The organism is Chryseobacterium sp. AG844 (assembly GCF_003182335.1).
Lineage (GTDB): Bacteria > Bacteroidota > Bacteroidia > Flavobacteriales > Weeksellaceae > Chryseobacterium > Chryseobacterium cupriresistens.
In genome coordinates this window covers 56,714-82,562 of sequence record NZ_QGTV01000020.1, presented here as the reverse complement: position 1 = coordinate 82,562, position 25,849 = coordinate 56,714, and the positions used below count along the sequence as shown (strand labels likewise).

The window sequence follows — 25,849 nt, the reverse complement described above, 5'->3', positions numbered from 1 at the left end:
TAAGGTTATTGAACTTTAATATTAAAAAATTATTTCTCTTCATCCGAATGGTCTTTGTTTTTCTCCCAGGCTTCAGAAGCAATTTCCTGAATTTCTGTCCAAACTTCTTTTGCAGATTTCTGAGCCTGCGCCATAAATCCTTGTTTGGTAGCTTCCTGATTCCTGCTTTTCATGTCATGAAGGTAATCTTTCACCTGCTGGGAATAGCTTTCTATACTGTATCCCGGGTTATTGTGCAGATTTTTCTGAAGATTACTAAAATCATGTGACGCCTTGAATCTGTTCGTGTCCATAATATTAAGATTTTAGTGATGGGGTTCTCATGTGAATCCAATTTTTATTCCGAAACAGATGTAAAATGTATTAAAAAAAGATTAAATCTTATTAATTATCGAATTTCAAAAACACAAACTATGGCTAAGAACAGATATTTGAGACCAGCAGTTTGACCAGTCCTTGTCTGTAATACATTATTGATTTGTATTTCCAAGCATCGGAACAAATTTATATGCTCCGAATTCTTCTTTTTCAAATTCTGTAGGGCCTACTTTGGTAAATCTGTATAAAACCTGTTCATCCGTTGGTCCCAATGGGATCACCATTATTCCACCGATGTTCAGTTGTTTTAAAAGTTCTGTGGGTAATGTAGAAGCGCCACAGGTTACGATGATTTTGTCAAAAGGAGCAAAAGTTGGAAGCCCGGCAAAACCATCTCCGAAACTCTGAAATTTTGGAAACAGATGAAGTTCTCTGAGTTTCTTTTTGGAAAAATCAAAAAGGTCTTTCTGCCTTTCCACCGTATATACATGAGCTTTCATCGCCATTAAAACTGCGGTCTGGTATCCACATCCTGTTCCGATCTCCAAAACTTTTTCACCTGGTTTTACCTTCAGCAATTCAGACTGTTCCGCTACCGTGGACGGATGGGAAATGGTCTGATGGGCGAGAATAGGAAATGCCCTGTCTTCATAGGCAAAATCTTCAAAAATACTTTCGATAAAAAGGTGTCTTGGAACTTCATTCATTGCCGAAAGTACATTTTCATCCGAAATACCAATTCTGTTTCGAAGGTAGTCTACTAAAATCTTTCTTTTTCCTTTATGTACAAACGAATCCTGCATTTGACAAAAGTAAGAAATTAGAAATTAGATTTCAAATCGGGACAAAGAATATCCCAAAAATAAAGCAGCCATTTTTTTGACTGCTGTGTTTTTATTATTAATTACATTGTATCGGATAAGGCCCGTAAAAATCACTGAAGGTATTATCAGCACATCTTTTTCTCACAAAAAAGTTATAATTCACTGTTTTACTTAATCCTACATAAACAGCTTTTTGGCCTGCAAACACCAGATCTCCACTTGCAGGAGGAGCAAAACTTGTTGTCAAACCGTTTCATATGCAGAAACTCCGTCATTTTCCCAGGTTACTGTAGCATCAAAAACAGAAGAATTCACAGAAGAGGTTGTTTTTGAATAGGTTGCATATTCTGGTTTTACGCAGGTGGTTGTAATGCCTGCCAATACGGTAACAGGTCCTGCCCAATGGCTGCGCCCATTAGCTGTTCCACAATTTTTTCTCACATAAAGGTCATATTTGTTATCTTTATATAGAGGGAGATTATAGAAGTTCTTATTGGTGACCACTGTAGTTCCCTTTCCCAAAGAGAAACCCTGTTCCCCATACTGTACTTCATAATAGCCTTCTCCCATACTGATAAAGCTCCAGGAAATCCGATTATTTGTCTTTTCAAACATCAGATTTGTAGGAGTACCACATTTGGCCTGTGGGTCATATGGACTATCTCCTATACATCCGGCAGTGCATAATCCGGAAAGGATTACAATCGAAATTATTCTCTTCATAGCTATTTTTCAGACCGTGAATTTACTGTAATTTCATTAATGAATAAACAGGTTCCATATTGAACATCTCCAAGTGAAAAGTCATGTATTTTATAAATGTACATTCACTATCTTTACAAAAATTTAATACAGCTATGTTAAAAGCAGGTTTGGTAGGTGCCGGACACTTGGGAAAAATACATTTAAAACTTCTTAATCAGTCAGATAGATATGAATTTGTAGGTTTCCATGATAAAGATGTTGAGAACGGAAAAAAATTAGAAGCCGAATTCGGATATAAATATTTTGAAAATTTTGATGAATTGCTTGAGCAGATTGACATGCTTGACATTGTCACTCCAACTGTTTATCATTATGATTATGCTTTAAAAGCCATTGAAAAAGGCCTTCATTTCTTTATTGAAAAACCGGTAACCCAGACTCTTGAGCAGGCAGAAGAAATTCTTCGTTTGTGCCAGGAAAAAGGAATCAAAGCACAGGTAGGGCACGTTGAGCGATACAACCCGGCTTTTATTGCTACTAAGGAATACATCAGTACTCCAATGTTCATTGAAATCCACAGGCTGGCAGAATTTAACCCACGTGGTACGGATGTTTCTGTAGTATTGGACCTTATGATTCACGATCTTGATATTTTATTGAGTATTGCTAAATCTAAAGTAAAAAATATCCATGCAAGCGGTGTTTGTGTAGTCAGCAAAACTCCGGATATTGCCAACGCAAGAATAGAGTTCGAGAACGGATGTGTGGCCAACCTTACGACTTCCAGAATTTCTATGAAGGCGATGAGAAAAAGCAGATTCTTCCAGAAAGATGCTTACATTTCCGTTGACTTCCTTGAGAAAAAGGCTGAAGTGATCAGAATGAAAGATGCTCCTGAAAACCCTACTCCATTTGATATGATTATTGAAAATGCGGAAGGAGAAAAGAACCAGATCCTGTTTGAATATCCGAATATCCAGCCTAACAATGCTATTCTGGACGAATTAAATTCCTTCGCTGATGCGATTACTGGCGACAAAAATGTAGAAGTTTCTCTTGAAGATGGAACTGAAGCATTGAAAGTGGCATTAGAAATTATGAAACTGATCAGTTAAAAATACGCTGACTCTTAAGCGGCAATAGTACAAAGCTATCTTATAATCAGAATAATGGTTATGAGATAGCATTTTTTTTATCAACGCAAAGGTTCATTCTCAGCTCTGCAGTATATTGAGTGAGCAAAGGTTAAATCGATTAAAAATCGATTTGATGAAGCGATAGTATTTATTCTGTTAATTTCTGCTTTGTATTTTTTAAGACTTTTAATGAAATAAAAACTTTTCATCAATAATTACGATTTATCAATAAAAAACCCTTTTCAAAACAAAAAAATAATATATTTGAAGAATAATTCAATAAAGCATTGAAAAATTTTGTTTTACATATATGGATATCCGGCAAACGCGATGATGTGAACTTTGATTCATCTCGTTTGATCACCATTCCGTATTATTTCTAATATTTTCCTATTATTTTAAACATTACAATCACTATGAAAAGAGCCATTCTATTATCCGCACTTTTATTGTCTCAATTTGGGACATCACAATTACTGAAGACTTCAGGACAAAAAATCGTTAATGATAAAGGTGAAAATATTCAATTGAAAGGCCTTGGGCTCGGCGGTTGGATGCTGCAGGAAGGATATATGCTGAAAACTGCTGATTTTGCAGGCCCTCAGTATAAGATTAAGGAGAAAATTGCTGAACTGATTGGTGAGGACGGAATGAATGAGTTCTACAAAGCGTACCTGAAAAATGGAATCACAAAGCAAGATATCGACTTTTTAGCCAAAGCAGGATTCAATTCGATAAGGTTGCCGATGCATTACAACCTTTACACCCTTCCTATTGAAAAAGAACCTGCAAAAGGAAAAGATACATGGCTGGAGGAAGGTTTTAAAATGACTGATGATCTTCTTCAATGGTGCACCGATAATAAAATATACCTTATTCTGGATCTGCATGCAGCTCCGGGAGGTCAGGGAAATGATGCGAACATCTCTGATAATGACAAATCTAAGCCTTCACTTTGGGCTAATGAAGAAAACCAGAGAAAAACGATTGCGCTTTGGAAAAAACTAGCTGAGCGGTATAAAGATAATCCATGGATTGGAGGCTATGATCTGATTAATGAACCTAACATCAACTTCACAGGTAAAAACCCGAATGGTACAGATGAAATATCCAATGCTCCGCTCTGGAAGCTTCAGAAAGACATCACTGCAGCTATTAGAGAAGTTGATAAAAAACATATTATTTTTATTGAAGGAAACGGCTGGGGAAATAATTATAACGGATTACCAGCAATCTGGGATAACAATATGGCTTTCAGCTTTCATAAATACTGGAATTACAATGATGATCAAACGATTAAGTTCGCCCTGGATCTCAGAGAGAAGCACAATATGCCGATCTGGCTTGGAGAAACGGGTGAGAATTCCAATGTATGGTTTACTGAGTTGATACAGCTTTTGGGCAAGCATAATATAGGATACGCCTTCTGGCCGATGAAAAAGATTGATAATATCGCGGGAATTACCAATGTAAAAATCACGCCTGAATATGAAAAGCTGTTGGATTACTGGAAAAACGGAGGTGAAAAGCCTTCTAAAGAGTATGCCAAAAAAGCTTTATTACAGATTGCCGATAATTATAAACTGAACAATACGGAAATTAAAAGAGATGTAATTGATGCCATGTTCAGACAGATTACAGATGCTTCTACAAAACCTTTCAGAAATCACCAGGCTCCGGGAAGAATATTTGCTTCAGAATATGATTTGGGAAGAATGGGTGCTGCCTATCTGGATAAGGATTTTATCAATCTCTGGGTAAGTGATCCGGCAAAAAGATCGGAGTGGAACTCCGGACAGCAGATGAGAAATGACGGGGTGGATATTTATCAATGTAATGATAAAGTTACCAATCAGTATTATGTAGGAAAAACAGAAACCGGAGAATGGCTTCAGTACACAGTTCAGTCCAAAGGAGACAAAAGTTATTCGATGGATATCAGATATTCTGCGGCCAACGATTCTAAAATAAGAATTGAAACGGCTTCAGGAAAAGTTTTAGCTACAGTATCATTGGCATCCACGGGTGGAAATGAAAACTGGAAAACGGTATCAGCAAAAAACATCAGCCTTCAAAAAGGGGAAAACAAGATCAGAATTGTCTTTGAAAATGATGGTGTTAATCTGAATTATTTTGAATTAAAATAGTAATAATTGTCTTAAATTGCAGCTCTCTTCCGGTCTTCAGAAGAGGGCTTTTTTAATGATCATATTATGAAAAAAACAGCATTCTTTTTCCTTTTGATTTCAGCATTTACCTTTGCCCAGACTTCTTTATTAGAACAGAAAATAAACTCAATCCTTAAGAACAAAAAAGCTACTGTGGGCGTTTCTGTCCTAGGTTTTGAAAATGGTTTTACATACAATAAAAATGCAGACAAAAAGCTGCCAATGCAAAGTGTATTCAAGTTTCACATTGCCGCAGCGGTTCTGAATGCCATAGACCAGGGAAAGCTTTCTCTGGATCAGAAAATTAAACTGGATCAGTCAAATTTACTCGAGAATACATGGTCGCCGCTTCGTGATCAATATGCCGGGAAGAATGCAGAAGTTCCGTTAAGTGAAGTGATTGAATATACGGTTGCCAAAAGTGATAACAACGGTTGTGATATTCTTCTCAGGTTATTGGGAGGTACCCAGACTGTTCAGAAATTCATGGATTCCAAAGGGGTACAAGGTTTTCAGATCAAATATAATGAAGAAGACATGCATAAAGACTGGAATGTTCAATATGAAAATTACAGTACTACAAAATCAGCAGTCGATATCCTTAAAAAATTCTATGACGGGAAAATACTTTCCAAAAAATCTACAGATTATCTGATGAAAGTACTATGGTCTACTTCCACAGGATTGAATAAAATGGTGGAACAACTTCCCAAAAACACTCCCGTGGCAAGAAAAACGGGAGCTTCCGGGAAAAATAAAGCAGGTTTGACAGGTGCGGAAAATGAAATAGGAATCATTACTTTACCGAATGGAAAACATTATGCATTAGCCGTATTTGTCAGTAATTCAACGGAAACGGATGCAGTCAACTGCAGGATGATTTCAGATATTTCCAGAGAGGTTTGGGAATATTTTAATAAGTAAAATTTTAAGCTTATTTTTAAAGCGATTTAACATGAAAAAAATAATAATAACAACGGCTCTGTTTGCTTTCACATTCTTTTACGCTCAGAAGAATCAGAATTATTTAGAGATCAGCTACGGAAGTGTATGCTGTGGCCCTGCCTCTGATAAACCTGTGATGAGCTTTCTGAAAGAATTTAAGAACAAAAGCCAGATCAAAAGCCTGGAAGTCCTGATCCAAAAAGGCATGGGAAGAGAAGGCGAATATACATTGTATGTTGGCACCGACTTTCTTACAAAGAATCAGAAAAAACGATTGATAAGAGGTTTAACGGCTACTGTTTCCAACCAGAATAACAGTAAAAAAAACCAGAGTGTAGGAAATGTTACCTTTGACTCTACAGCTGTTGTCACACAATCGGATCTTACAGACGCAAAAAATTTAACTATCTATAAAAAATAAAGGAAAAATGATTAAAAACATTGTAGTTATCGGAGCGGGAACCATGGGGAATGGTATTGCACATACTTTCGCACAAAGCGGTTTTAAAGTAAATCTTGTAGATGTATCCCAGGAAGCTTTGGACAGAGGTTTAAAAACCATTACTACGAATCTTGACAGAATCATTGCAAAAGGAAACCTTACAGAGGAGCAAAAAGCTGAAACTCTAGGTAACATCACTACTTTTACAGCATTGAATGATGCTGCAGGTTCTGCAGATCTTATTGTAGAGGCAGCTACAGAAAACCTTGATCTTAAATTAAAGATCTTTGGTCAGATGGATGAACTGGCTCCTGCCAACTGTATCCTTGCAACTAATACTTCTTCTATTTCTATCACAAAAATTGCTGCGGCTACCAAAAGAGCTGATAAAGTAATCGGAATGCACTTTATGAATCCGGTTCCTATCATGAAACTGGTAGAAATTATCAAGGGATACTCTACTTCCAAAGAGACTTTTGATGCCATTTATGAAATGAGTAAAACTTTGGGTAAAGTTCCTGTCGAGGTAAATGATTATCCAGGTTTTGTGGCCAACAGAATTCTAATGCCAATGATCAATGAGTCTATCGAAACCCTTTATAACGGAGTGGCTGGTGTAGAAGAAATTGATACGGTAATGAAACTGGGAATGGCTCATCCGATGGGTCCGCTTCAACTGGCAGACTTTATTGGTCTTGATGTATGCCTTGCCATTCTGAACGTAATGTATGACGGTTTCAAAAATCCTAAGTACGCTCCAAACCCATTGCTTGTGAATATGGTGACAGCCGGAAAACTGGGTGTAAAATCTGGAGAAGGGTTTTACGATTATTCTGAAAGCAAAAAAGCTGAAAAAGTTTCAAAAATGTTTTTGAAGTCATCTTAAATCAATAATTTTATTTATCTTTGAGAAAGTTAAAACATTAAAAAAATGAAATTACCAAAGTTTTTATTAGCAGATAATTCGGAATTTCCAGAGGATCTATTCGTAGTTCATACAGAATATCCAAGATTTATCTTAAACGTTGAGGAAGAAGAAGTTGAGTGGTTAGATGATCTTGAAGGTGATGATGAAGAAACGATGGCAGACGAGGCTACTAAAGTAGTAGAAGCAGCATTCAAATGGTGCGATGAAGAGTTGGCTAAGTACGACGAAGAAGAGGAAGATTAATAACACTCTAAACATAAAAAGGAACTCAATTGAGTTCCTTTTGTTTTTTATTCTGATTTTGTGAATTTCAATAGCAAAAGATTGTCTTTGTACAATTCTAAAGTATTTCCGGAAACCACATATTTGTTAGCTTTTCCCATCATATCCATAAAGTTCTGTTCTACCCCGATGTTGCTGCACATCATTTTCGTAGATCCCATCTGTCCCGCTGCAAAACTTCCTGTAGACGGATCTATTGTAGCTGTTCCGAAATAGTTGTTACATCCTGCATTTCCAGTGATCTTTTCTCCTTCAATATTTAATGTTGGAACTTTACCTTTTACCGTTTCAGCCAGTGTCCATTTTGTGCTGGCAAGAGCAGGCTGAGCTTTTCCTACTTTAGATGCAGACGGGCTTGTCATGGATCCACATGAAGCCAATACTGCCGCTGTACATATACTTAAAAAAAGATTTTTCATTTTTTTCTTTTTGAATTAACCCAAATTTACGGAAATTATATTATTTAAACGGGTTGCCGTGAATTTTATTATTCTTTAACATTTGATATTTTGAATATTTTTCCGAGCAAAAGATCTTATTATGCGGTCATAAGTTGGAAAACGCAAAGACGCAAATTTGTTAATATGCAAAGAGTTTAAGGCGCAAAGATTTTATCTCCGATAAAATTTTAATACTATACCCTTGTCATTCCGAGCAAAGCAAGGAATCTATACTATAATTGGTTTATAAAATATATTGAGACTCTTACGGAGTGATAAAGACTGTGGATAGATTGTTTTTATACAAAATTTCCATTTTAAACACGAATAACATTAATATTTTCACTAATATCACTAATGCAATTCAATAGGAACGGGCTTTAGCCCGTTTTTCTATCCACAAAAATTCATTTGGCTTTAGCCCAAGCCTAACAAAACAACAACGCAATAAAACAAAAAAACGGACTTAAACAAGTCCGTTTCTATTATGTTGAAATATATATTTTCAATGATTAAGATCTCAACTCAGCGTTGAATTCTTTCTGGAAAGCTTTGATCAGAGAATCCATTACCTCTGTAATCTCTTTTTCTTCCAGTGTTTTTTCTTCGTTTAACAGTTCGAAGCTCATGGCATAAGACTTCTTACCTTCAGGAAGATTTTTACCTTCATACACATCGAACAGATTAATGTTTTTAATGAATGGAGATTTGTTCTTCTTAGCCGTCTGGTATAAATCCTGATAGTTAACTGTTTTATCAATCAATAAAGCTAAGTCTCTTCTGATTTTGTTAAACTTCGGAATATCTTTGAATTTCAATTCATTTTTAGAACGTAACTCCTGAGCAAATTCCAGTTCAATTTCTGCATAGAAACATTCCTGATCAATATCAAAGTCTTTCAATAAGGCAGGCGCTACTTTTCCGATTCTTACCAATGCTTTACCATCCGCTTCATATACCAATGCATCAGAGAATCTGTCATCAGTTAGAGCTACTTCTTTGTAATCTACAGCCAATCTTTCCAATAAAACTTTTACATACGCTTTAAGGTTATAGAAGCTTACCGCAGATTTTGGCTGAAGCCAGTTTTCTGCAACGTCTCTTCCGGAAACCAGTAATGCCAGTTGTTTTCTTTCTTCGTATTTATCTTTTTTGTGATAAATTTTTCCTAATTCGAAGAATTTGATATCCTGATTTTTTCTGTTGATATTGTATACTGTATTCTGAAGAAGTCCTTCCAATAAAGACTTTCTCATGAATGCTAAATCTCCGCTTAAAGGATTCAATAGTTTTACAGCATCTGTTTCATCTTTTACAGAAGTTAAAGAGTTGTTCATTACTTCATTGAAACCAAGGCCTTGTAAAGTTCTTGCCCAGCTGTTTTCCAGTTCATCCTGATCGTTAGCACTTAGCTTAACAGGAGTAAATGAAATCTTCTGTGGAGCATCAATTTTATTGTATCCGTAGATTCTTAAAATCTCTTCAATCACGTCAATTTCTCTTGTTACATCTGCTCTGTATGCAGGAACTGAGATTTCGAAACCGTTTGGAATTTCATTTAAAACCTGAATTTCCAATGCTTTTAAGATTTCCTTTACTTTTTCTCTGTGGATTTTTGTTCCTAAAATCTGTTCAATTTTAGAGAATCTCAGGATCACATAGTTGTCTTCTATTTTCTTAGGATATTCTTCCAGTAAGTCACCTACCAATTTACCTTCAGCAATTTCCTGAATCATTTTAATAGCGTGAGTGATGGCTGTTCTGGTAAGATTCGGGTCCACTCCTCTCTCAAATCTGAAAGAAGCATCTGTATTCAAGCTATGCGCTTTTGCTCCTTTTCTCACTGCAATCGGGTTGAAGTAAGCACTTTCAAGGAAGATTGTTTTTGTAGTATCAGATACTCCTGAGTTCTCACCTCCAAATACTCCGGCAATACACATCGGCTTATCTTTACCGTCTTTGATCATGATTTCAGAGCCATTTAATGTTCTTTCAACACCATCTAAAGTCGTGAATTTCGTTCCCGGTTTTACTACACCTACTTTCACTTTTTTATCTGCAATTTTATCTGCATCAAATGCGTGAAGCGGCTGTCCGTATCCGTGAAGAATATAGTTGGTAATATCTACAACGTTATTAATCGGGCTTAGTCCGATCGCTCTCAGTCTGTCTTTCAACCACGATGGTGATTCTGCAACTTTTACATCTTCAATAACCGCTCCGATATATCTTGGACACAATTCTGCATCTTCAATTTCCAGTTTAAAATCATGAGTTCCTTCATTATTCAAAACTTCAGAGGCTACTTTATTAAATTGTGACTTCAGTTGGTTCGTAGAAAGATAAGCGTGTAAATCTCTTGCAACACCATAGTGAGACATGGCATCTGTTCTGTTCGGTGTTAAACCGATTTCAAAAACCTCATCATTGGTCAACTCAAAATAGTCTGCAAAGTTTTTCCCTACTTCATATTTTGTTTCATCCAGCACCATAATTCCTCCATGATCTTCGCTAAGGCCTAATTCGTCTTCTGCGCAGATCATTCCCTGAGAAACCTCACCTCTGATTTTGGCTTCTTTGATTTCAAAAAAGTTTCCGGTTTTGTCATAGATTTTTGTTCCGACAACGGCTACAGGAACAGTTTGCCCCGCTTCTACGTTAGGAGCTCCGCAAACAATGTTCAGCACTTTTCCGTTTCCAACGTCTACAGTTGTCTTCTTCAGTTTGTCAGCATTAGGATGTTTTTCGCAGGTAAGTACTTTACCTACAACAATTCCTTCCAGGCTGCCTCTTACACTTTCAAATTTATCTATCCCTTCAACCTCAAGACCTATATCTGTAAGGAATTCACCGATTCTTTCAGTTTTTGATTCCGTTTTTACAAAGTCCTTCAGCCAGTTGTTTGATATTTTCATTTGTTAATCTATCTACTTATTTAATTCGTCAGATGAGTTCTAGATTCCACCTGCTCTATTTTGAAACTTTTATTTGAAATCCCACCCCTTTTCCGGTGTGATTTTTCGAGCTACAAATGTCGTGTTTTTTTGAGAAATAGAGAAATTTACAAGCGATTTTAAGATAATAAATTTTCGTTAATCTTTGTGCTGCTGATTCGGGAATCTATTGATCCGACGGTCTTACCAGCTTCTTCAGGCTGTCAGAAAATAATACCAGGCCTGCAGCCATCATGATAATATCTTTCAATACGAGACGTCCTGCTCCTGACAGATACGGAAATCCATATTGAGGTGTCACTCCATCTCCGCCCAGATTGGGGACGTAAACTTCAGGAGTAGTGATCAGGAATGACAGGGTAACCAATGACATTAAAAATGTTAAAGCACCTCCAATTGTTCCAATTTTAGGAAACCAAATCCCCAATACTACCAAAACTCCTATTACAACGATCATTGTCCCTAAACCGTAGGAAAAGGCATATGTTCCGTTTTCCTTATGCCAGTCAATATTTTTCTGAACTACCTTTCCTTCCGGATTTTTGTACAAAGTATATTCTTTAACCGATTTTTGATCTTCATTAAGCACTTTATGGTTTGCATTTTTGTAAAAAAAACTCATCATAGGGCTGTTGGCAACGAAAGGCACAATTCCATCAGCTTCGTAATGAAAGGCTTTCAAGCCTCCAATCCAGGCCATAACGATGAAAATTGAAATTCTGAGAAAATTGAAAAAGTACGTATCCCATTGTAATAATTGGTGATAAAGTCTGCTGTTTTTCATGTGATTTATTTTTTACCAAAGGTATTCACATGCCTGCAGCACCAACATAGACATTTCAGGACATTACATGGACATTTTCGCCACCACGGAGATCCCCACTTTTTCTCTGTAATTTTTAGGAGAGCAGCCTACTGACTTTTTGAAATACCTGCTGAAATAAAATTCATCTTCAAATCCCAGTTCAGAAGCAATCTCCTTTACAGATCTGTAAGTTAAATGCAACAATTTTTTAGCTTCCAGAATAATTCTCTCATTGATAAGCTGAGTGGGTGTTTTGGAGAATTCTTTCTTTACCGCCTTGCTTAATGTACTATTGGTAATGTTCAGTTTATCGCTGTAAAATGACAGTTCTTTTTCTGTTTTAAAATATGTTTCCAGCAGTTTCTGAAATTCTGCAGCATTTTTATTGGGAAGTTTTTCATTAGAAATTATGCTGTTTTCAATACTACTTTTCTGTTTGCTTCCGATAGCAAGAATGAGCTGGATATAGGTTTTGATAATGGATTCCGAAAACGGATGCTTTTCACCTTCTTCTTTTTTGATATGATTAAAAAGCTCAAGAATATAATTGAAGTTTTCTTCTGACAGCTCAACCCCGGGATTCAGATAGATATTATTGAAGAGAAGTCCGTTACAAGCCACTTCTTCTTTATGATATTCTATACAATAATAATCCCCATGAAAAAAAAGCACATGGATATCCTCATCAGAATGCGAAGCCAGCTTCACCTTTTGATAAGGGGAAAGAAAGAGAATATTATATCCACTGTAAGAATAATTAATGCTATCTACTGAGAAAACACCGGAACCTTTCCATAGAAACACGCTGTAATTTTCAGTTTTGAACTCTGCGGAAAAATCTGAGGTTTGGTAAGACTGTATTTTTATTTCCATGATGAGTTGATTTAAACACTAATGACGCTAATGATTCACAAATAACACTATTTATTTAATATTCTTTTGAATACGCCTTTCTCTTATTATACTTTTGCCTTGAAGCAAAAGTATACAAAAGTTCAAGACGGGAATCATCCGCTAAAAATTTGAATGTACTCCTAAAATTTCCAAACTCGCATGGATCGTCTGGTTCTTCTTCGGTTCAATAGTATATCCCATGCCCAGACAATGGAATTTTTTTGGCGGACTACATTTAAATTTTCTTAACGCTCCTGATTCCTAAGTCGATTAGACCCTACAAAAAAAGCCGGAAAATTCCGGCTTTTTATTTGTATACAAAATCAATATTACAATCCGATTACCGGCATTGATAACATTAAGATATTTTCGTTTTCTTCAAGACCATCAAGAGGTTCGATGATCCCCGGTCTGTTAGGCTGAGACATTTTCATGGTAATATCATCAGATCCTAAAATCGTCAGCATTTCTGTTAAGAATTTTGAGCTGAATCCGATATTGATATCTTCTCCGTTGTAATCACAAGGAATCTGCATGTCTGCTTTGTTGGCATATTCAGTATCTTCTGCATGAAGGTGAAGAATATTTCCGGAAAGCTTGAATCTCACCTGATTGGTAGATTTGTTGGACATGATAGACGCTCTTTTGATTGCTCCCAGCAACAGGTTTCTGTTGATGGTCAATACATTTGGATTTTCTTTTGGAATTACCGCAGTATAGTTCGGATATTTTCCGTCAATCAGTCTGCAGATCCAGATATGCTTACCAAAAGTAAACTTAGCCATATTCTCATTGAAGTCGATGGTAACGTCTTCATTGGAACTTGCCAGGATATTTTTGAAAATGTTAAGAGGCTTTTTAGGCATGATAAACTCCATCGGCTCAGCATTCATCAGGTCTGCTCTTTTGTACACCACCAATCTGTGGGAGTCTGTAGAAACGAAATTGGTTTCATTTTCTCCAAACTGGAAAAGCACTCCTGTCATTACCGGACGAAGAGAGTCGTTACTTGTAGCAAATAGTGTGTTTGTCAAAGCTTCAGACAAAACTCCTGCCGGCATCGTTACACTTTGGGAAGCGTCAAATTCCGGTAATTCAGGATAGTCATCAGCATTGTCTAATGCTACTGCGAAATTATCTTTTTCATCTAAAATCTCAAGCTGGCTTCCGGTACCTTCTGCATTGTCTTTTACAACAAATGTCAGAGGCTGTTCACCATATGTCTTGATAAAATCCTGAAAAATTTTAGCAGGAACAGCAAATTTACCTGTATCATCAGACTTTACTTCCAGGGAAGTAACAAGAGTTGTCTCGCCGTCAGATGCTGTAATGGTAACATTATTTCCGTCTAATTCAAAAAGATAGTTTTCTAAAATCGGTCTCGATTGAGAGCTTGATATTACGCCACTTACAGTTTGCAAAGCCTTCTGCAGTTCACCACTTGAAATAATAAATTTCATAGATTTATAAAATAAGTTTCTACAAATATAATAAATACATACAACAAAGAAAAGAATAATATGGAGGAGTTTTTAACAAAGATCCTTAATTTGTTTTGAGCCTTGATATTATGCTTATATTTCTTCGGGGAACTCTATTTTATCAAAATACAAAGACTATCTTTGTCTCAAAAGTTTAAATTTATGCAAAAACCTCCCATCCATAAAAGTTTTCTCAATGCTTTCCGGGGTGTTTTTATGATGATTAAAACAGAAAGAAATTTCCAGATTGAACTTCTGGTATTCTTTGTCAATCTCTTCCTTATTTTTTATTTCAACCTGAGCAACACAGACACCGCTTTGGTTCTTATTGCCTCATTCGCTGTTTTAAGTGCTGAAATTTTTAATACCGCTATTGAAAAGATCTGTGATATCATTCAACCTGATTTCGACAAAAGAATTGGCTTTATTAAGGACATTGCAGCCGGAGCTGTATTGCTGACAGCCATTGCATCTGTGATTGTCGGAGTCTTGGTGTATGGGAAATATGTTTTCAATTAAAATTAGGGAATTGTTGACAAATATTGTTTAACCACCCCGTCAAAAATTCTTTGAATTTTTGACACCCCTCCGAAGGAGGGGAATATCACGTCTTCAGTTCAAAGGTTGTGAAGGCAGGTTCTTTCACTTTTTGTTATTTTACAGCGATGAAAATATCTACTTCGGCATCTGAAGGATTTTGTGCTTTTTCTCCATACACTTCAAAATCGGCGGTAAATGTTCTGTTCAAACCCATTTGCCAGATTTTTATCCATTCGTTGATAACCAACCCTTTTGAAAGGTCTCCTTTTGGGACAAATTTCAGATAATCTCCTCCATCAAAAGAATAGCCAACCATTCCTTCCGGGATGTTATCAAGGTTTTCGACTTTACATCCAAGAACCGTTGTATAAGGTTTTGTATGGTCTTTTTCATAATCGGTGTAGATGGAATAAATGGTATTGTCTATTTTATTTGGAATTGAATTGACAATATTCTCGCTGATCATTTTCTCCCATAATACCGGAATATCTTTTCCTGCCTGTCCATTTTCATTGGTTGTTCTTACAGAGATCCCGATCACCTTAAAAGGTTCTATTTTTACGTTATTCATTTATTGATTTTTTGTTAGCACAAAGATAAAAACAGGTTGTGACAAGGGTATGTCAGTAGTTTTTAAGTTTGGGCTGAAGCCAGTGAATTTATTTTTATAGGATAAGTGGACTAAAGCCCACTTCTATTGAATATTAAATTGGTCATATTAGCGAAATCTGTGAGAGAACATTCAAGCTTAGATTCCTTGCCTTGCCCGGAATGACAAAGGCCTCGTTGAAACTTTATATGAGACATTGGGATTGCTTCGCTTTGCTCGCAATGACAGTATGGGGATGTTTTAAAAGATGAGAAACTATTTTCCGACATAGATAAATCCTTTTTTCCCGGATTTAAAGACTGTTTCTATTCTTTTATAATCATCTACTTCGTATTCATCTGCCTGAAGAATTTCTTCTTCTCTCACCTCAAAAAGTACTCCTTCTACCTGATCATTATCATTCCCTGAAAATTCAAGTACAGGATGGTATTTCTGACCGCTTTTCCGAAGTACTTCAGGATCTGTAATTTCAAGCATACTTAATTTATAGCCTGATAAGATATCTTTTTCACCTTGTAAAATTCTTCCAAAAGTTTCAAGCTGTACCTGCTCTTTCTGCAGGGTTCCATAAGAAAATAAATTAGGCATTACAGATACTTTTCAATGATTGGAATTGCGATTTCGGCCATCATTCCATAGCCTTTTTCATTAGGATGCACACCGTCTGCAGAAAGCAGAATTTCTTTATCATCCAGGAAAGCAGAATAAAAATCAATATATCCCAATGAGTCTTCTGCCGCAATATTTTTCAAAATTTGATTGTAAACAACCACATCTTCATTAATTCTTTTCTTCCCGGAGCTGACTATTACTCCATCTATTTTTTGAGAGAAAGGAAGAATGCTCACAAGATAAATAGTATTGGAAAACTGCCTGGCATGGGCAATAGCTTCTTTGATATTACTCCTGAATTTACCAGGTTCTACAATTTGTACTCCATCTTTTACCGCAAGATCATTGGCTCCATAACTCAGAAAAACGATATTTCCATCAGCAGAATTTCTTGCAGCCAGTTCATGAGGAATTCTTTTGAGTAATCCTTCTGTGGTTTCTCCTCCTATTCCGAGATTGAACAGGATCAGTTCATCTCCGTTTCCTTCATGAAATTTCTGCAGGGCATATCTTTTCAGAATATCTACCCAGCCGCCAAAAACTCCGTCATATTCTCCGTAGGTAATGCTGTCACCGAAGAACAGCCCATAAATAATTTTCTTCATTCAACTTTATTGTTTCCTGTTTTGTTGAAGTAAAAATAGTGAGAAAAATTCTTAATATCTTTCAAATTGCATAGTTTTTAACGCAAAAGACGCAAAGTTTTTATATTAATTTTTTCGTTCGCAAGGGCGTTTCACTCAGCAATAGACGTATTTATATCCTTGTTGAATGAAGTGAATTGAACCATTAAGGTTTTGTAAGAGATGAAGAATTATTAAGGCAACAGCTAAAGCTATTATGAAGCAGAATGCCTTATCCATCATCGATGAATCTTAACTTTCCTTATAATCTTTATTATTCTTAATGGTTAATAATATATTCTGTTTTTTTGACGCAAAGGCTTTTATTGTGAGTATGTTGATTCAAGGAAGCAAAGAAGGAATCAACAAGTTGATTGGATGAAGCTATCTATAAGATATCAACATTTAAAAATCTCCCCTCATTACTCATTACTCATTACTCATTACTCATTACATCATTCTAATATCAGCGTAATATTCGTATGTAATTTTATAATTTCAATCAGGATTTCAAAAAGCGTTTGTCCTTTTCCTTCAGTCAATTCATTTAATTTCTGTTGAATGAGTTCTGTGTTGAAGGGTTTTCCCTGTCGGATTTTGTTTTCATAGAATTCACGGGTGGCATTAAAACCAAAGTCTTCTTTTGACTTTTCTGATTCTTTCCAGATGATTTCAATTTCTTCTTTGCCTTCGATTACTCCAAAACCACCATAGAGAATATCATCAAAGCCATCCAGAGTTCCTACTTTCCAGTCTGTATCCTTCATGAGAACGTTGGAAGCTTCTTCATAGAAGCCTCCTAGAGACGAAAAATGACCGCCATGGATGACGATCATTTTTCTTGTATTGTTATTTGAAGTATTCAACACCGTTTTTGAATATATTGTGATAATTCGCGGTTGGTATGTTCTTCATGAGACCTTCTGCAAAACGCTCCGGGTGGCCCATTCTTCCGTAGATTTTTCCACATGGACTTGTGACTCCTTCAATTCCGAATAAAGAGTTATTAGGATTGAAAGGCATTCCGTGTGCGATGTTTCCGTCAAGATCAATGTATTGGGTTGCAATCTGCCCGTTTTCATACAATTTCTTAATCTCTTCTTCTGAAGCCATGAAACGTCCTTCTCCGTGGGAAATCGGAATTGTGAAAGTCTGGTCTTTCATTCCTTTTAACCAAGGGCTTTCGTCATTCACCACTTTTACAGTAACCATCTGAGAGATGTGTCTTCTGATTGCGTTGTGAGCTAATGTCGGAGAGTTTTCGTCCAGATCCTTGATTCTTCCGTAAGGCAGCAATCCTGATTTCACAAGCGCCTGGAATCCGTTACAGATCCCGATGATCATCCCGTCTCTGTCTAGTAATTCATGAACTGCATTTTTCATTTTCTCGTTTTTCAGAACGTTGACAATGAATTTTGCAGAACCATCCGGCTCATCACCTGCAGAGAAACCTCCTGAGAAGGCCAGAATCTGAGAAGTTCTGATCTCTTCTACCCATGCATCAATGCTTTCATCCAATAACTGGTGATTGATATTGATTAAAGGCAAGCTGCTAACTACGGCACCTTCTTTCTGGAATGCATTCAGCGTGTCATACTCACAGTTAGTTCCCGGGAATACAGGAGCAAATACTTTCGGCTGTGCAATTCCGTGTTTTTTAATGATGATATTTCTTGGATGGATTGAGTTTGATTTTTCATCAATTTCAACCGTGATCTTTTCTTTTTCTACTGTCGGGAAGAGATTCTCGAAAGTACCAGTAAAACTGGATTCGAGATTTGAAATTTGAAATTTGAAATTGTTGATGCTCAAAATTTCATCCTCAACTACTTTTCCAATCAACTGAAGGTTTACAGAGCTTAATTCTTCTTTAGCTTCAATGATTAAGCTACCGATATTTTTAGCTAATAAAACAGCTTCGTCAGCATTGATTTCAGCTCCTAATCTGTTTCCGAAACTCATTTTTGCTAAAGCTACTGCCAAACCTCCTTCTTTCACTGTTTTTACAGAAACAATTTTTCCTGCTTTGATGTTTTCGAAAATGAATTCAAAAACTTCTTTTAAAGCAGTATAGTTTGGAAGTCCGCTTTCCTGAGCAATGTGATTGAAGAAATACAGTTTGTTCCCTGCACTTTTCAATTCAGGAGAGATGATATTTTCTTTATCTCCGTTGGCACATGCAAAAGAAATCAAAGTCGGCGGAACATTCAGATCCTGATACGTTCCACTCATGGAATCTTTTCCTCCGATCGCTGCAAGACCTAAATTGATCTGTGCATCATAAGCTCCTAAAAGTGAAGCCAAAGGTTTACCCCATTTTTCAGGGTTCTGTCCCAATTTTTCAAAATATTCCTGGAAGCTTAGTCGGATGTTTTTATAATCACCTCCCATCGCTACAATCTTCGCTACACTCTCTACTACGGCGTAAGATGCTCCTAACAGTGAGTTTTGTTTTGAGATTTCAGCATCGAATCCCCAGCTTGCCAGAGAAACGGTTTTAATATCTTTTGCTCCTAAGATCGGTAGTGTCTGCACACTTCCTTCCATAAGGGTCTGCTGATATTTCCCTCCTAAAGGCATTGCAACTGTAGTAGCACCAATTGAAGAGTCGAACATTTCAAGCAATCCTTTCTGGGAAGCTACATTTTTATCTTTTAAGATGTTCAGAAAGTTTTCTGCTGTGAAAACTTTTGTTTCTTCTTTTACTTCTTCAAGGTGAGTGATTTTCACTTCCTGAGATTTTGAACATCCGTTGGTATCTAAGAAAGCTCTTGAAAGGTCTACAATTTTGTCTCCTTTCCAGAACATCTGCATTCTTCCGGAATCTGTCACTTTTGCTACTTCTACGGCAACAATGTTTTCAGCTTCACAGAATTTAATGAATTTTTCTTTATCCTGAGGATCAACTACTACAGCCATTCTTTCCTGAGATTCGGAAATAGCCAGCTCGGTTCCGTTTAATCCTTCGTATTTTAATGGTAATACATCAAGGTTTACTTCTAAAGAGTCTGCAATTTCACCGATTGCCACAGAAACTCCTCCAGCTCCGAAGTCGTTTGATTTTTTGATCAGCTTCGTTACCTCAGGATTTCTGAATAATCTCTGGATTTTACGCTCTTCTACAGCATTTCCTTTCTGAACTTCCGAACTCATGGTGTGGATAGAAGTTTCGTCCTGCTCTTTTGAACTTCCGCTTGCTCCTCCTACTCCGTCACGACCTGTTGCACCTCCTAAAATGATGATTGAATCACCGTTAGCAGGTTTCTCACGTCTTACCCAATCTACAGGAACGGCTCCGGTTACAAAACCAACTTCCATTCTTTTAGCTTTATAGCCTTCGTCATAGATTTCAGAAACCATTGTCGTAGCAAGACCAATCTGGTTACCGTAAGAAGAATACCCGTTGGCAGCCTGTTTCGTAATGGTTTTCTGAGGTAATTTTCCTGGTAATGTTTGGTCAACCGGCTCCAAGACATCTGCAGCACCTGTTAATCTCATTGCCTGGAAAACAAAAGATCTTCCGGATAACGGATCTCTGATAGCACCTCCCAAGCAAGTTGATGCTCCACCGAAAGGTTCAATTTCCGTAGGGTGATTGTGTGTTTCGTTTTTGAATAATAAATACCAAGGTTCTTTTTTACCGTCGTATTCTGCTTCAATCTGAATAGTACATGCATTAATCTCATCTGAGATAACAAGATTATCCAGGTTTCCTGTTTTATGGAAATATTTACCGCATACTGTGGCAAGGTCCATTAAGGAAATTGGCTTCAGCTCACGGCCTAAGAATTTTCTTTTTTCGATATAATCATTGAAAATAGTTTCCAATGTGTGTTTGAACTGACCTTCAAACTGAATGTCTGACAATTCTGTCTCGAAAGTAGTGTGACGACAGTGGTCGCTCCAATACGTGTCTAATACTTTTAATTCTGTTTCCGTAGGATTTCTCTCTTCAGTTTTGAAATATTCCTGAATGAATTTCAGGTCATCCAATCCTAATGCAAAGCCGTGATTATTATAGAAGTTCTCAAGTTCTGCATCATTGAAATTGATAAAATTTTCGTGGATGATTACTTTTGACGGGGTTTCATCTGCAGGAATATCCAGAATGGATAAGTCTTTTTCCTGAGATTCCACTTTGTTGATCAGAAGGTCTTTGATTTTAATCAAATCAGCTTCAGAAACTCCTTCAAATTCGATTAATTTTCCACTTCTTACTTTTGATTTTTCATTTTCAGTCAGTAAAGCGATACACTGCTGTGCAGAATCTGCTCTCTGATCATACTGACCAGGCAAAAATTCCATTCCGAAATGAATAGCTTTTGCAGGGTTTTCTGTGTGTAAAATATCAGTAACAGGGTCTACGAAAGTGTTGTTCACCACTTTCTCAAATTCTCCGTCATTCAGGTTGAAAATATCATACACATTGTATACTTTCACACTTTGAACTGCCGGAACCACCGCTTTTACTTCATCAAAAATTTTTGGACTTTCAACATCGAAAATTCCTCTTTTTTCTACGAAAATTCTTTTGTTATTAGACATTAGATGTCAGATTTTTAATATTAGATTTATTTTTTATTTTCAAATTTATTTCTTGCTATCTCTATTGAACGATGCAATTTTTCAAGCAAAACTTTTTCTGAAGGTAAGATAAGTAAATATTCTGCTACTTTTATATTATCCCCTTCCAGATTCATGAGTTCTATATGTTCGGAATTTTTCCCGGAACAAAGTATTAAACCAATGGGAGGGTTTTCACCTTCTACTTTTTCATATTTATTAAGGTATGAGAGATAAAGCTCCATCTGCCCTTTATGGCTGGCTTCAAATTCACCTAATTTCAATTCGATAACGACTAAAGACTTTAATTTCCTATGATAGAAAAGCAAATCCAGATAGTAGTCTCTATTATCTATTGTGATTCTTTTTTGTCTTGAAAGAAATGCAAAATCACTTCCCAACTCAGAAATGAATTTTTGAAGTTCTACGATAATGGCTTCTTCTAAATCTTTTTCAGAAAAGGTATCTTTCAATTCCAAAAAATCAAGAAAATAGGGATCTTTAAAAACCAAATCAGGGTTTAAAATATTATTTTCAGACCATTTTTTCAGTTCTTTATCTATTATTTCCTCAGGCTTTTTACTTATTGCTGTTCGTTCAAAAAGCAGAGAATTGATTTTCTCTCTTAAGACTCTGACACTCCAATTTTCAATTTTACAAACTTCAAGATAAAAGTTTCTTTTAGTATCTTGTGAAATAGGAATAAGAAGCAGAAAGTGAGTCCATGATAATTGTCGCATCGCTGATGCGACAATATTAAAATCACTAAAAACAGACGCAAACTGCATCATTTTTCGGATATTTTTCTCAGAAAATGAATTTCCAAATTCTAACTTAAGTTGTTGAGAGATTTGTACAATAACTTCTTTACCATACTCTGCCCTCTTATTATCTAAAACATCTTCATTTATTCTTTTTCCTATCTCCCAGTACAAAACCACCATTGCCGAGTTTACCTGAGCAGCGACCTGACTTCTTGTCTTGTCTACCAGCTCCTTAAGATCGGACATTAATTGTTGATAATTTTGATTCTGTAACATTATTAAAAATTAGATGTCAGATTTTTAATATTAGATTTATTTTTCTTTTTTACTTTTTCTGAGTTAAAGTTTTTTTCTTTAAACCCATCTATATTGGAAATTTTTGAAAGAGATTTTCCCTCCAATCATTATTCTGTACAAATTTAAAGGAATAAGTCATATGTTCTTCAAATTTGAACTGCCGAATTTCCAATTTTATATTATTTATTGATAAATTTATTCGGATTGTCCTTATGTTCTTTCTGAAAATCCTCAGCATTTTTTATTTCTTCTTTCAGCCAGTTTTCAAAAGGAACTTTCTTTTCATTAAAATCCTCAATGGCATAAAATGTTTTTCCATCTTCTGAAACCAGAAACTTGAAGCGGTACAGCATATCCAAGTCCTTTTTCCTGTAATTATAGGTATTCACCTGATAATACGGAAAGTTTTCTTTTGGTCTTTCCACAATTTCAAAAAACAGATTCTTTTCTTTTTCAGACAGTTTATTATAAAAGTTCACATAATAAAGATCTGACAGTTTTTTCTTCTGCTTTTCAAAGAACTGAAGGATATTCTTCTCCTTTTCATTGTACTGAAACGGGTTCGGGTAGTATTTCCCGTCTATTTCAACATCCTTTTCTGATGGTTTTGTTAATGGCTGAACTGTTTCTCCTTTGACATTCATTACTCCCCATTTTCCGCCTACAATGGATCTGTGCTCCTCATTTGTTTTTTCCCAATCACAGCCGTCACAAAATGCAGCATAACCGTAATTGAAGGGGAATGCAAAATCATGCTCAGCTTCAATGACAATTTTTCCGTTTCGGTCTGCAAATCCTACTTTTCCATTTTTAACCAGTCTTCTTACCCCTTCAGAGAAATAATCTGCTCCATTGTCAAAAAGGAAAGGCTGATACAGGAATTTTCCATTTCTATCATACACATAGCCCCATGCATTTTTCTCCGGTTCTTCGCCTTCTTTAGTTCCGTCAAAAAGAATGGTTTCTCCTTCTACAGGATCTCCATCTTTTAGGAATGAAAAGACTTTGAACTGCGCAGGAACAATTATTTTTCCTACTTTATCTTTTATTCCTACTAAAGAATCTTTGGATTTGAAATAATGTAAATCTTCTTTAGTCTGAGAAAAAGAAATGACTGGTGTTAATATAATGGTTAGTAGTAGTTTTTTCATATTAGTTGGAGTGGGAAATAAAATATGCAGCCGAAAAGACTGCATATTGTTTTATACTTTAAGATCAGCTTCTAATCCTATTAAATCTTTGTTTTGGTCTATAATCGGCTGCACTTCATTTTTGATGAATTCCTCAGTCTGGATCGGCGCGAAACCAATAAAGTTTTTAGGATCTAAAACTTCTTTCAGTTTTGATTTGTCTAGTTTTAAAGAATCATCATTTAAGATTCTCTCGATAAGGTCGTTTTCTTTTCCTTCTTCTTTCACTTTCTTGGAAGCTTCCATAGAGTGAACCCTGATCACCTCGTGGATTTCCTGACGGTCACCACCCGCTTTTACCTCTTCCATGATGATGTATTCTGTCGCCATGAAAGGAAGCTCTTCCATAATATGTTTGTTGATTCTGTTTGGATAAACAACAATTCCGTTCAGAATATTGTTCCAGATCAAAAGAATAGCATCAACAGCTAAAAATGCCTGAGGAATGGTTAATCTCTTGTTGGCAGAGTCGTCCAATGTTCTTTCAAACCATTGTGTAGAGGCCACCATTGCAGAACTTGTTGTCAGAGACATTACATATTTTGCCAATGCTCCGATTCTTTCGCTTCTCATGGGATTACGTTTGTAAGCCATTGCCGATGAACCTATCTGATTTTTCTCGAATGGTTCTTCAATTTCCTTAAGGTTTTGAAGTAAACGTAAATCGTTTGTGAATTTATGCGCAGACTGTGCAATATTTCCTAATAAAGCAACTACTTTCGCATCAATTTTTCTATCGTAAGTCTGTCCGGAAACTCCGAAAACTTTATCGAAGCCGAATCTTTTTGAAAGTTCTTTATCTAGGTGTTTTACTTTGGAATAATCACCGTTGAAAAGCTCAAGGAAACTGGCAGCAGTTCCTGTAGTTCCTTTTACTCCTCTGAAACGAAGGGTTTCAAGGAAGAAATCCAGTTCTTCGATGTCAAGAACCAAACTCTGTAACCAAAGGGTAGCTCTTTTCCCAACTGTTGTCAGCTGAGCCGGCTGGAAGTGTGTGAATCCTAAAGTCGGAAGGTCTTTATACTGAATAGCAAAGTCTGCTAAGTTCTTCATGACGTTAACCAACTTTTTCTTTAAGATTAAAAGTCCGTCACGGATTTGGATTAAGTCTGTATTGTCTCCTACAAAAGCTGAAGTAGCTCCAAGGTGGATAATTCCTTTTGCTGAAGGCGCCACATCCCCATAAGCGTGAACGTGAGCCATTACATCATGACGGAATTTTTTTTCATACTCTGCTGCTTTCTCATAATCGATGTTTTCAGCATTAGCTTTTAACTCAGCGATCTGCTCGTCTGTAATTTCAAGTCCAAGGTCTTTTTCGATTTCAGCAAGAGCTATCCAAAGCTTTCTCCAATTCTGGAATTTGTTATTGTGTGAGAAGTTAAATAACATTTCTTCACTGGAGTAGCGCTCTTCCAATGGATTTTTGTAGGAATTCATTCGTTCTTTTACTTTTTAGATGTACAAAAATACGGTTTTTCATTGAGAGTTGAAAATCCAGATCTGATGATTTTCATTCATAATTTATACTTATACTTTTGTCTTGAAATCGAAGATTCGACATAGCCAAACAAAAGTATACAAAAGTTCAAGACTGGAATTATCCGCTAAAAATTTAAATGGAATCCTAAAATTTCCAAACTCGCATGGATCATCCGGTTCCGCTTCGGTTCTGAGCAAGTCCCATGCTTAGACAGTGGAAATTTTTTAACGGATTACATTGAAATTTATAACCATGTTCTAGGTGAGACTAGCTGCCGAACCTTTTCTTTTTAATATATCGCAGATAGAAATATAGGATTATAGAAATTAGAATTGCAATGACTATTTTCAGATATACACGAAGAGGAATGTTGTGACTGCTGGCTAATACCATTAATAAATAAAAGACACAGATTAAAAAAGAAGTAAAACAAATAATTTGTAAAATATTTAATATGATTTTCATTTATACTTTTGTCTTGAAACAAAAGTATACAAAAGTTCAAGACTGGAATCATCCGCTAAAAATTTAAATGGAATCCTAAAATTTCCAAACTCGCATGGATCATCCGGTTCTGCTTCGGTTCTGAACAAGTCCCATGCTCAGACAGTGGAAATTTTTTAACGGATTACATTGAAATTTTCTTAACGCTCCTGATTCCTAAGTCGGGTATTAATGAGTAACATACTACTTTTTAAATGACTGTTGCCTAAAAATACACAGATCAAAAAGAAGTAAAACAAATAACTTGTGAAATATTTAATATGATTTTCATCTATACTTTTGCCTTGAAATCGAAGATTCGACGTAGTCAAACAAAAGTATACAAAAGTTCAAGAAGGGAG

The 25,849-nt window shown here is 36.1% G+C and carries 23 protein-coding genes; 7 read left to right on the top strand and 16 right to left on the bottom strand.

Features of this window, described 5'->3' with window-relative positions; all coding sequences use genetic code 11:
- Nucleotides 1-29: 29 nt before the first annotated feature.
- The 3 genes from DEU40_RS17740 to DEU40_RS17730 all read right to left on the bottom strand — a co-directional run bounded on the left by DEU40_RS17740 (nt 30) and on the right by DEU40_RS17730 (nt 1,865).
- Nucleotides 30-293 (bottom strand): prevent-host-death protein, encoded by a 264-nt coding sequence (locus tag DEU40_RS17740; protein WP_110011069.1) that lies wholly within the window; start codon nt 291-293, stop codon nt 30-32.
- A gap of 177 nt (nt 294-470) precedes the next feature.
- Nucleotides 471-1,121: a protein-L-isoaspartate(D-aspartate) O-methyltransferase gene (locus DEU40_RS17735; protein WP_110011068.1), complete on the bottom strand. Its 651-nt coding sequence runs from the start codon at nt 1,119-1,121 to the stop codon at nt 471-473.
- A gap of 264 nt (nt 1,122-1,385) precedes the next feature.
- The gene (locus DEU40_RS17730) at nt 1,386-1,865 is read right to left on the bottom strand and encodes a hypothetical protein (protein WP_110011067.1); all 480 of its coding nucleotides are present in this window, start codon (nt 1,863-1,865) and stop codon (nt 1,386-1,388) included.
- Between the two features lie 134 nt (nt 1,866-1,999).
- Here DEU40_RS17730 and DEU40_RS17725 point away from each other — a divergent pair, with 134 nt between their 5' ends.
- The 6 genes from DEU40_RS17725 (at nt 2,000) to DEU40_RS17700 (ending at nt 7,709) form a co-directional block, all read left to right on the top strand.
- A complete protein-coding gene (locus DEU40_RS17725; RefSeq protein ID WP_047433586.1) occupies nt 2,000-2,962 on the top strand; it encodes a Gfo/Idh/MocA family protein in 963 nt (320 codons plus the stop codon).
- Between the two features lie 437 nt (nt 2,963-3,399).
- On the top strand, nt 3,400-5,130 hold the full coding sequence (locus DEU40_RS17720; RefSeq protein ID WP_110011066.1) for a cellulase family glycosylhydrolase: 1,731 nt from the start codon (nt 3,400-3,402) through the stop codon (nt 5,128-5,130).
- A 66-nt stretch (nt 5,131-5,196) separates the two neighbouring features.
- The gene (gene bla-A / locus DEU40_RS17715) at nt 5,197-6,075 is read left to right on the top strand and encodes a CGA/CIA family class A beta-lactamase (protein ID WP_110011065.1); all 879 of its coding nucleotides are present in this window, start codon (nt 5,197-5,199) and stop codon (nt 6,073-6,075) included.
- Between the two features lie 31 nt (nt 6,076-6,106).
- Nucleotides 6,107-6,517, top strand: coding sequence for a hypothetical protein (locus DEU40_RS17710; RefSeq protein WP_110011064.1), 411 nt, complete (start codon nt 6,107-6,109; stop codon nt 6,515-6,517).
- A 10-nt stretch (nt 6,518-6,527) separates the two neighbouring features.
- On the top strand, nt 6,528-7,424 hold the full coding sequence (locus tag DEU40_RS17705) for a 3-hydroxybutyryl-CoA dehydrogenase (protein WP_170872097.1): 897 nt from the start codon (nt 6,528-6,530) through the stop codon (nt 7,422-7,424).
- Nucleotides 7,425-7,469: 45 nt separating this feature from the next.
- Nucleotides 7,470-7,709, top strand: coding sequence for a hypothetical protein (locus DEU40_RS17700; RefSeq protein WP_002977986.1), 240 nt, complete (start codon nt 7,470-7,472; stop codon nt 7,707-7,709).
- A gap of 47 nt (nt 7,710-7,756) precedes the next feature.
- On the opposite strand, the gene DEU40_RS17695 is transcribed toward DEU40_RS17700, so the two are convergent.
- The 5 genes from DEU40_RS17695 to dnaN form a co-directional block, all read right to left on the bottom strand.
- The gene (locus DEU40_RS17695; protein ID WP_062671854.1) at nt 7,757-8,167 is read right to left on the bottom strand and encodes an META domain-containing protein; all 411 of its coding nucleotides are present in this window, start codon (nt 8,165-8,167) and stop codon (nt 7,757-7,759) included.
- 533 nt (nt 8,168-8,700) lie between these two features.
- On the bottom strand, nt 8,701-11,103 hold the full coding sequence (gene pheT / locus DEU40_RS17690) for a phenylalanine--tRNA ligase subunit beta (RefSeq protein WP_110011063.1): 2,403 nt from the start codon (nt 11,101-11,103) through the stop codon (nt 8,701-8,703).
- Between the two features lie 205 nt (nt 11,104-11,308).
- Entirely contained in the window at nt 11,309-11,926 is a 618-nt protein-coding gene (locus DEU40_RS17685) for a DUF417 family protein (protein WP_110011062.1), read from the bottom strand.
- Between the two features lie 63 nt (nt 11,927-11,989).
- Entirely contained in the window at nt 11,990-12,820 is an 831-nt protein-coding gene (locus tag DEU40_RS17680) for an AraC family transcriptional regulator (RefSeq protein ID WP_110011061.1), read from the bottom strand.
- Nucleotides 12,821-13,170: 350 nt separating this feature from the next.
- The gene (gene dnaN, locus DEU40_RS17675; RefSeq protein WP_034699704.1) at nt 13,171-14,301 is read right to left on the bottom strand and encodes a DNA polymerase III subunit beta; all 1,131 of its coding nucleotides are present in this window, start codon (nt 14,299-14,301) and stop codon (nt 13,171-13,173) included.
- Between the two features lie 183 nt (nt 14,302-14,484).
- Between dnaN and DEU40_RS17670 the strand changes: the two genes are divergently transcribed.
- Nucleotides 14,485-14,841, top strand: a complete 357-nt coding sequence (locus tag DEU40_RS17670) for a diacylglycerol kinase family protein (protein WP_110011060.1) — start codon at nt 14,485-14,487, stop codon at nt 14,839-14,841.
- 133 nt (nt 14,842-14,974) lie between these two features.
- Here DEU40_RS17670 and DEU40_RS17665 read toward each other — a convergent pair whose 3' ends face one another.
- From DEU40_RS17665 to purB, 8 genes are all read right to left on the bottom strand, one after another.
- Nucleotides 14,975-15,433 carry a GyrI-like domain-containing protein gene (locus tag DEU40_RS17665; protein ID WP_110011059.1) on the bottom strand — a complete coding sequence of 153 codons (459 nt, stop codon included), beginning with the start codon at nt 15,431-15,433 and terminating at the stop codon, nt 14,975-14,977.
- Between the two features lie 294 nt (nt 15,434-15,727).
- Nucleotides 15,728-16,060 carry a gamma-glutamylcyclotransferase family protein gene (locus DEU40_RS17660; protein ID WP_110011058.1) on the bottom strand — a complete coding sequence of 111 codons (333 nt, stop codon included), beginning with the start codon at nt 16,058-16,060 and terminating at the stop codon, nt 15,728-15,730.
- Nucleotides 16,060-16,689 carry an SGNH/GDSL hydrolase family protein gene (locus DEU40_RS17655; protein WP_110011057.1) on the bottom strand — a complete coding sequence of 210 codons (630 nt, stop codon included), beginning with the start codon at nt 16,687-16,689 and terminating at the stop codon, nt 16,060-16,062. The genes DEU40_RS17660 and DEU40_RS17655 overlap by 1 nt, the downstream gene beginning before the upstream one ends.
- A 473-nt stretch (nt 16,690-17,162) precedes the next feature.
- Nucleotides 17,163-17,576: a ribonuclease inhibitor gene (locus DEU40_RS17650; RefSeq protein WP_110011079.1), complete on the bottom strand. Its 414-nt coding sequence runs from the start codon at nt 17,574-17,576 to the stop codon at nt 17,163-17,165.
- The gene (locus DEU40_RS17645) at nt 17,557-21,252 is read right to left on the bottom strand and encodes a phosphoribosylformylglycinamidine synthase (RefSeq protein ID WP_110011056.1); all 3,696 of its coding nucleotides are present in this window, start codon (nt 21,250-21,252) and stop codon (nt 17,557-17,559) included. Before DEU40_RS17645 ends, DEU40_RS17650 begins: the two co-directional genes overlap by 20 nt.
- A 26-nt stretch (nt 21,253-21,278) precedes the next feature.
- Nucleotides 21,279-22,310 carry a YhcG family protein gene (locus DEU40_RS17640; RefSeq protein WP_110011055.1) on the bottom strand — a complete coding sequence of 344 codons (1,032 nt, stop codon included), beginning with the start codon at nt 22,308-22,310 and terminating at the stop codon, nt 21,279-21,281.
- A gap of 200 nt (nt 22,311-22,510) precedes the next feature.
- Nucleotides 22,511-23,482, bottom strand: a complete 972-nt coding sequence (locus tag DEU40_RS17635; RefSeq protein ID WP_228406555.1) for a WG repeat-containing protein — start codon at nt 23,480-23,482, stop codon at nt 22,511-22,513.
- A 51-nt stretch (nt 23,483-23,533) separates the two neighbouring features.
- Nucleotides 23,534-24,961, bottom strand: a complete 1,428-nt coding sequence (gene purB / locus DEU40_RS17630; RefSeq protein ID WP_047421604.1) for an adenylosuccinate lyase — start codon at nt 24,959-24,961, stop codon at nt 23,534-23,536.
- Nucleotides 24,962-25,849: the final 888 nt, after the last annotated feature.

What these genes read in the sequence shown, in the direction of transcription:
- DEU40_RS17735 (WP_110011068.1), bottom strand. Translation starts at nt 1,121, where the DNA reads ATGCAGGATTCGTTTGTACATAAAGGAAAAAGAAAGATTTTAGTAGAC.
- pheT (WP_110011063.1), bottom strand. Translation starts at nt 11,103, where the DNA reads ATGAAAATATCAAACAACTGGCTGAAGGACTTTGTAAAAACGGAATCA.
- DEU40_RS17685 (WP_110011062.1), bottom strand. Translation starts at nt 11,926, where the DNA reads ATGAAAAACAGCAGACTTTATCACCAATTATTACAATGGGATACGTAC.
- DEU40_RS17635 (WP_228406555.1), bottom strand. Translation starts at nt 23,482, where the DNA reads ATGAAAAAACTACTACTAACCATTATATTAACACCAGTCATTTCTTTT.
- DEU40_RS17730 (WP_110011067.1), bottom strand. Translation starts at nt 1,865, where the DNA reads ATGAAGAGAATAATTTCGATTGTAATCCTTTCCGGATTATGCACTGCC.
- DEU40_RS17660 (WP_110011058.1), bottom strand. Translation starts at nt 16,060, where the DNA reads ATGCCTAATTTATTTTCTTATGGAACCCTGCAGAAAGAGCAGGTACAG.
- DEU40_RS17710 (WP_110011064.1), top strand. Translation starts at nt 6,107, where the DNA reads ATGAAAAAAATAATAATAACAACGGCTCTGTTTGCTTTCACATTCTTT.
- purB (WP_047421604.1), bottom strand. Translation starts at nt 24,961, where the DNA reads ATGAATTCCTACAAAAATCCATTGGAAGAGCGCTACTCCAGTGAAGAA.
- bla-A (WP_110011065.1), top strand. Translation starts at nt 5,197, where the DNA reads ATGAAAAAAACAGCATTCTTTTTCCTTTTGATTTCAGCATTTACCTTT.
- DEU40_RS17725 (WP_047433586.1), top strand. Translation starts at nt 2,000, where the DNA reads ATGTTAAAAGCAGGTTTGGTAGGTGCCGGACACTTGGGAAAAATACAT.
- DEU40_RS17720 (WP_110011066.1), top strand. Translation starts at nt 3,400, where the DNA reads ATGAAAAGAGCCATTCTATTATCCGCACTTTTATTGTCTCAATTTGGG.
- DEU40_RS17640 (WP_110011055.1), bottom strand. Translation starts at nt 22,310, where the DNA reads ATGTTACAGAATCAAAATTATCAACAATTAATGTCCGATCTTAAGGAG.
- DEU40_RS17695 (WP_062671854.1), bottom strand. Translation starts at nt 8,167, where the DNA reads ATGAAAAATCTTTTTTTAAGTATATGTACAGCGGCAGTATTGGCTTCA.
- DEU40_RS17645 (WP_110011056.1), bottom strand. Translation starts at nt 21,252, where the DNA reads ATGTCTAATAACAAAAGAATTTTCGTAGAAAAAAGAGGAATTTTCGAT.
- dnaN (WP_034699704.1), bottom strand. Translation starts at nt 14,301, where the DNA reads ATGAAATTTATTATTTCAAGTGGTGAACTGCAGAAGGCTTTGCAAACT.
- DEU40_RS17700 (WP_002977986.1), top strand. Translation starts at nt 7,470, where the DNA reads ATGAAATTACCAAAGTTTTTATTAGCAGATAATTCGGAATTTCCAGAG.
- DEU40_RS17680 (WP_110011061.1), bottom strand. Translation starts at nt 12,820, where the DNA reads ATGGAAATAAAAATACAGTCTTACCAAACCTCAGATTTTTCCGCAGAG.
- DEU40_RS17655 (WP_110011057.1), bottom strand. Translation starts at nt 16,689, where the DNA reads ATGAAGAAAATTATTTATGGGCTGTTCTTCGGTGACAGCATTACCTAC.
- DEU40_RS17670 (WP_110011060.1), top strand. Translation starts at nt 14,485, where the DNA reads ATGCAAAAACCTCCCATCCATAAAAGTTTTCTCAATGCTTTCCGGGGT.
- DEU40_RS17665 (WP_110011059.1), bottom strand. Translation starts at nt 15,433, where the DNA reads ATGAATAACGTAAAAATAGAACCTTTTAAGGTGATCGGGATCTCTGTA.
- DEU40_RS17740 (WP_110011069.1), bottom strand. Translation starts at nt 293, where the DNA reads ATGGACACGAACAGATTCAAGGCGTCACATGATTTTAGTAATCTTCAG.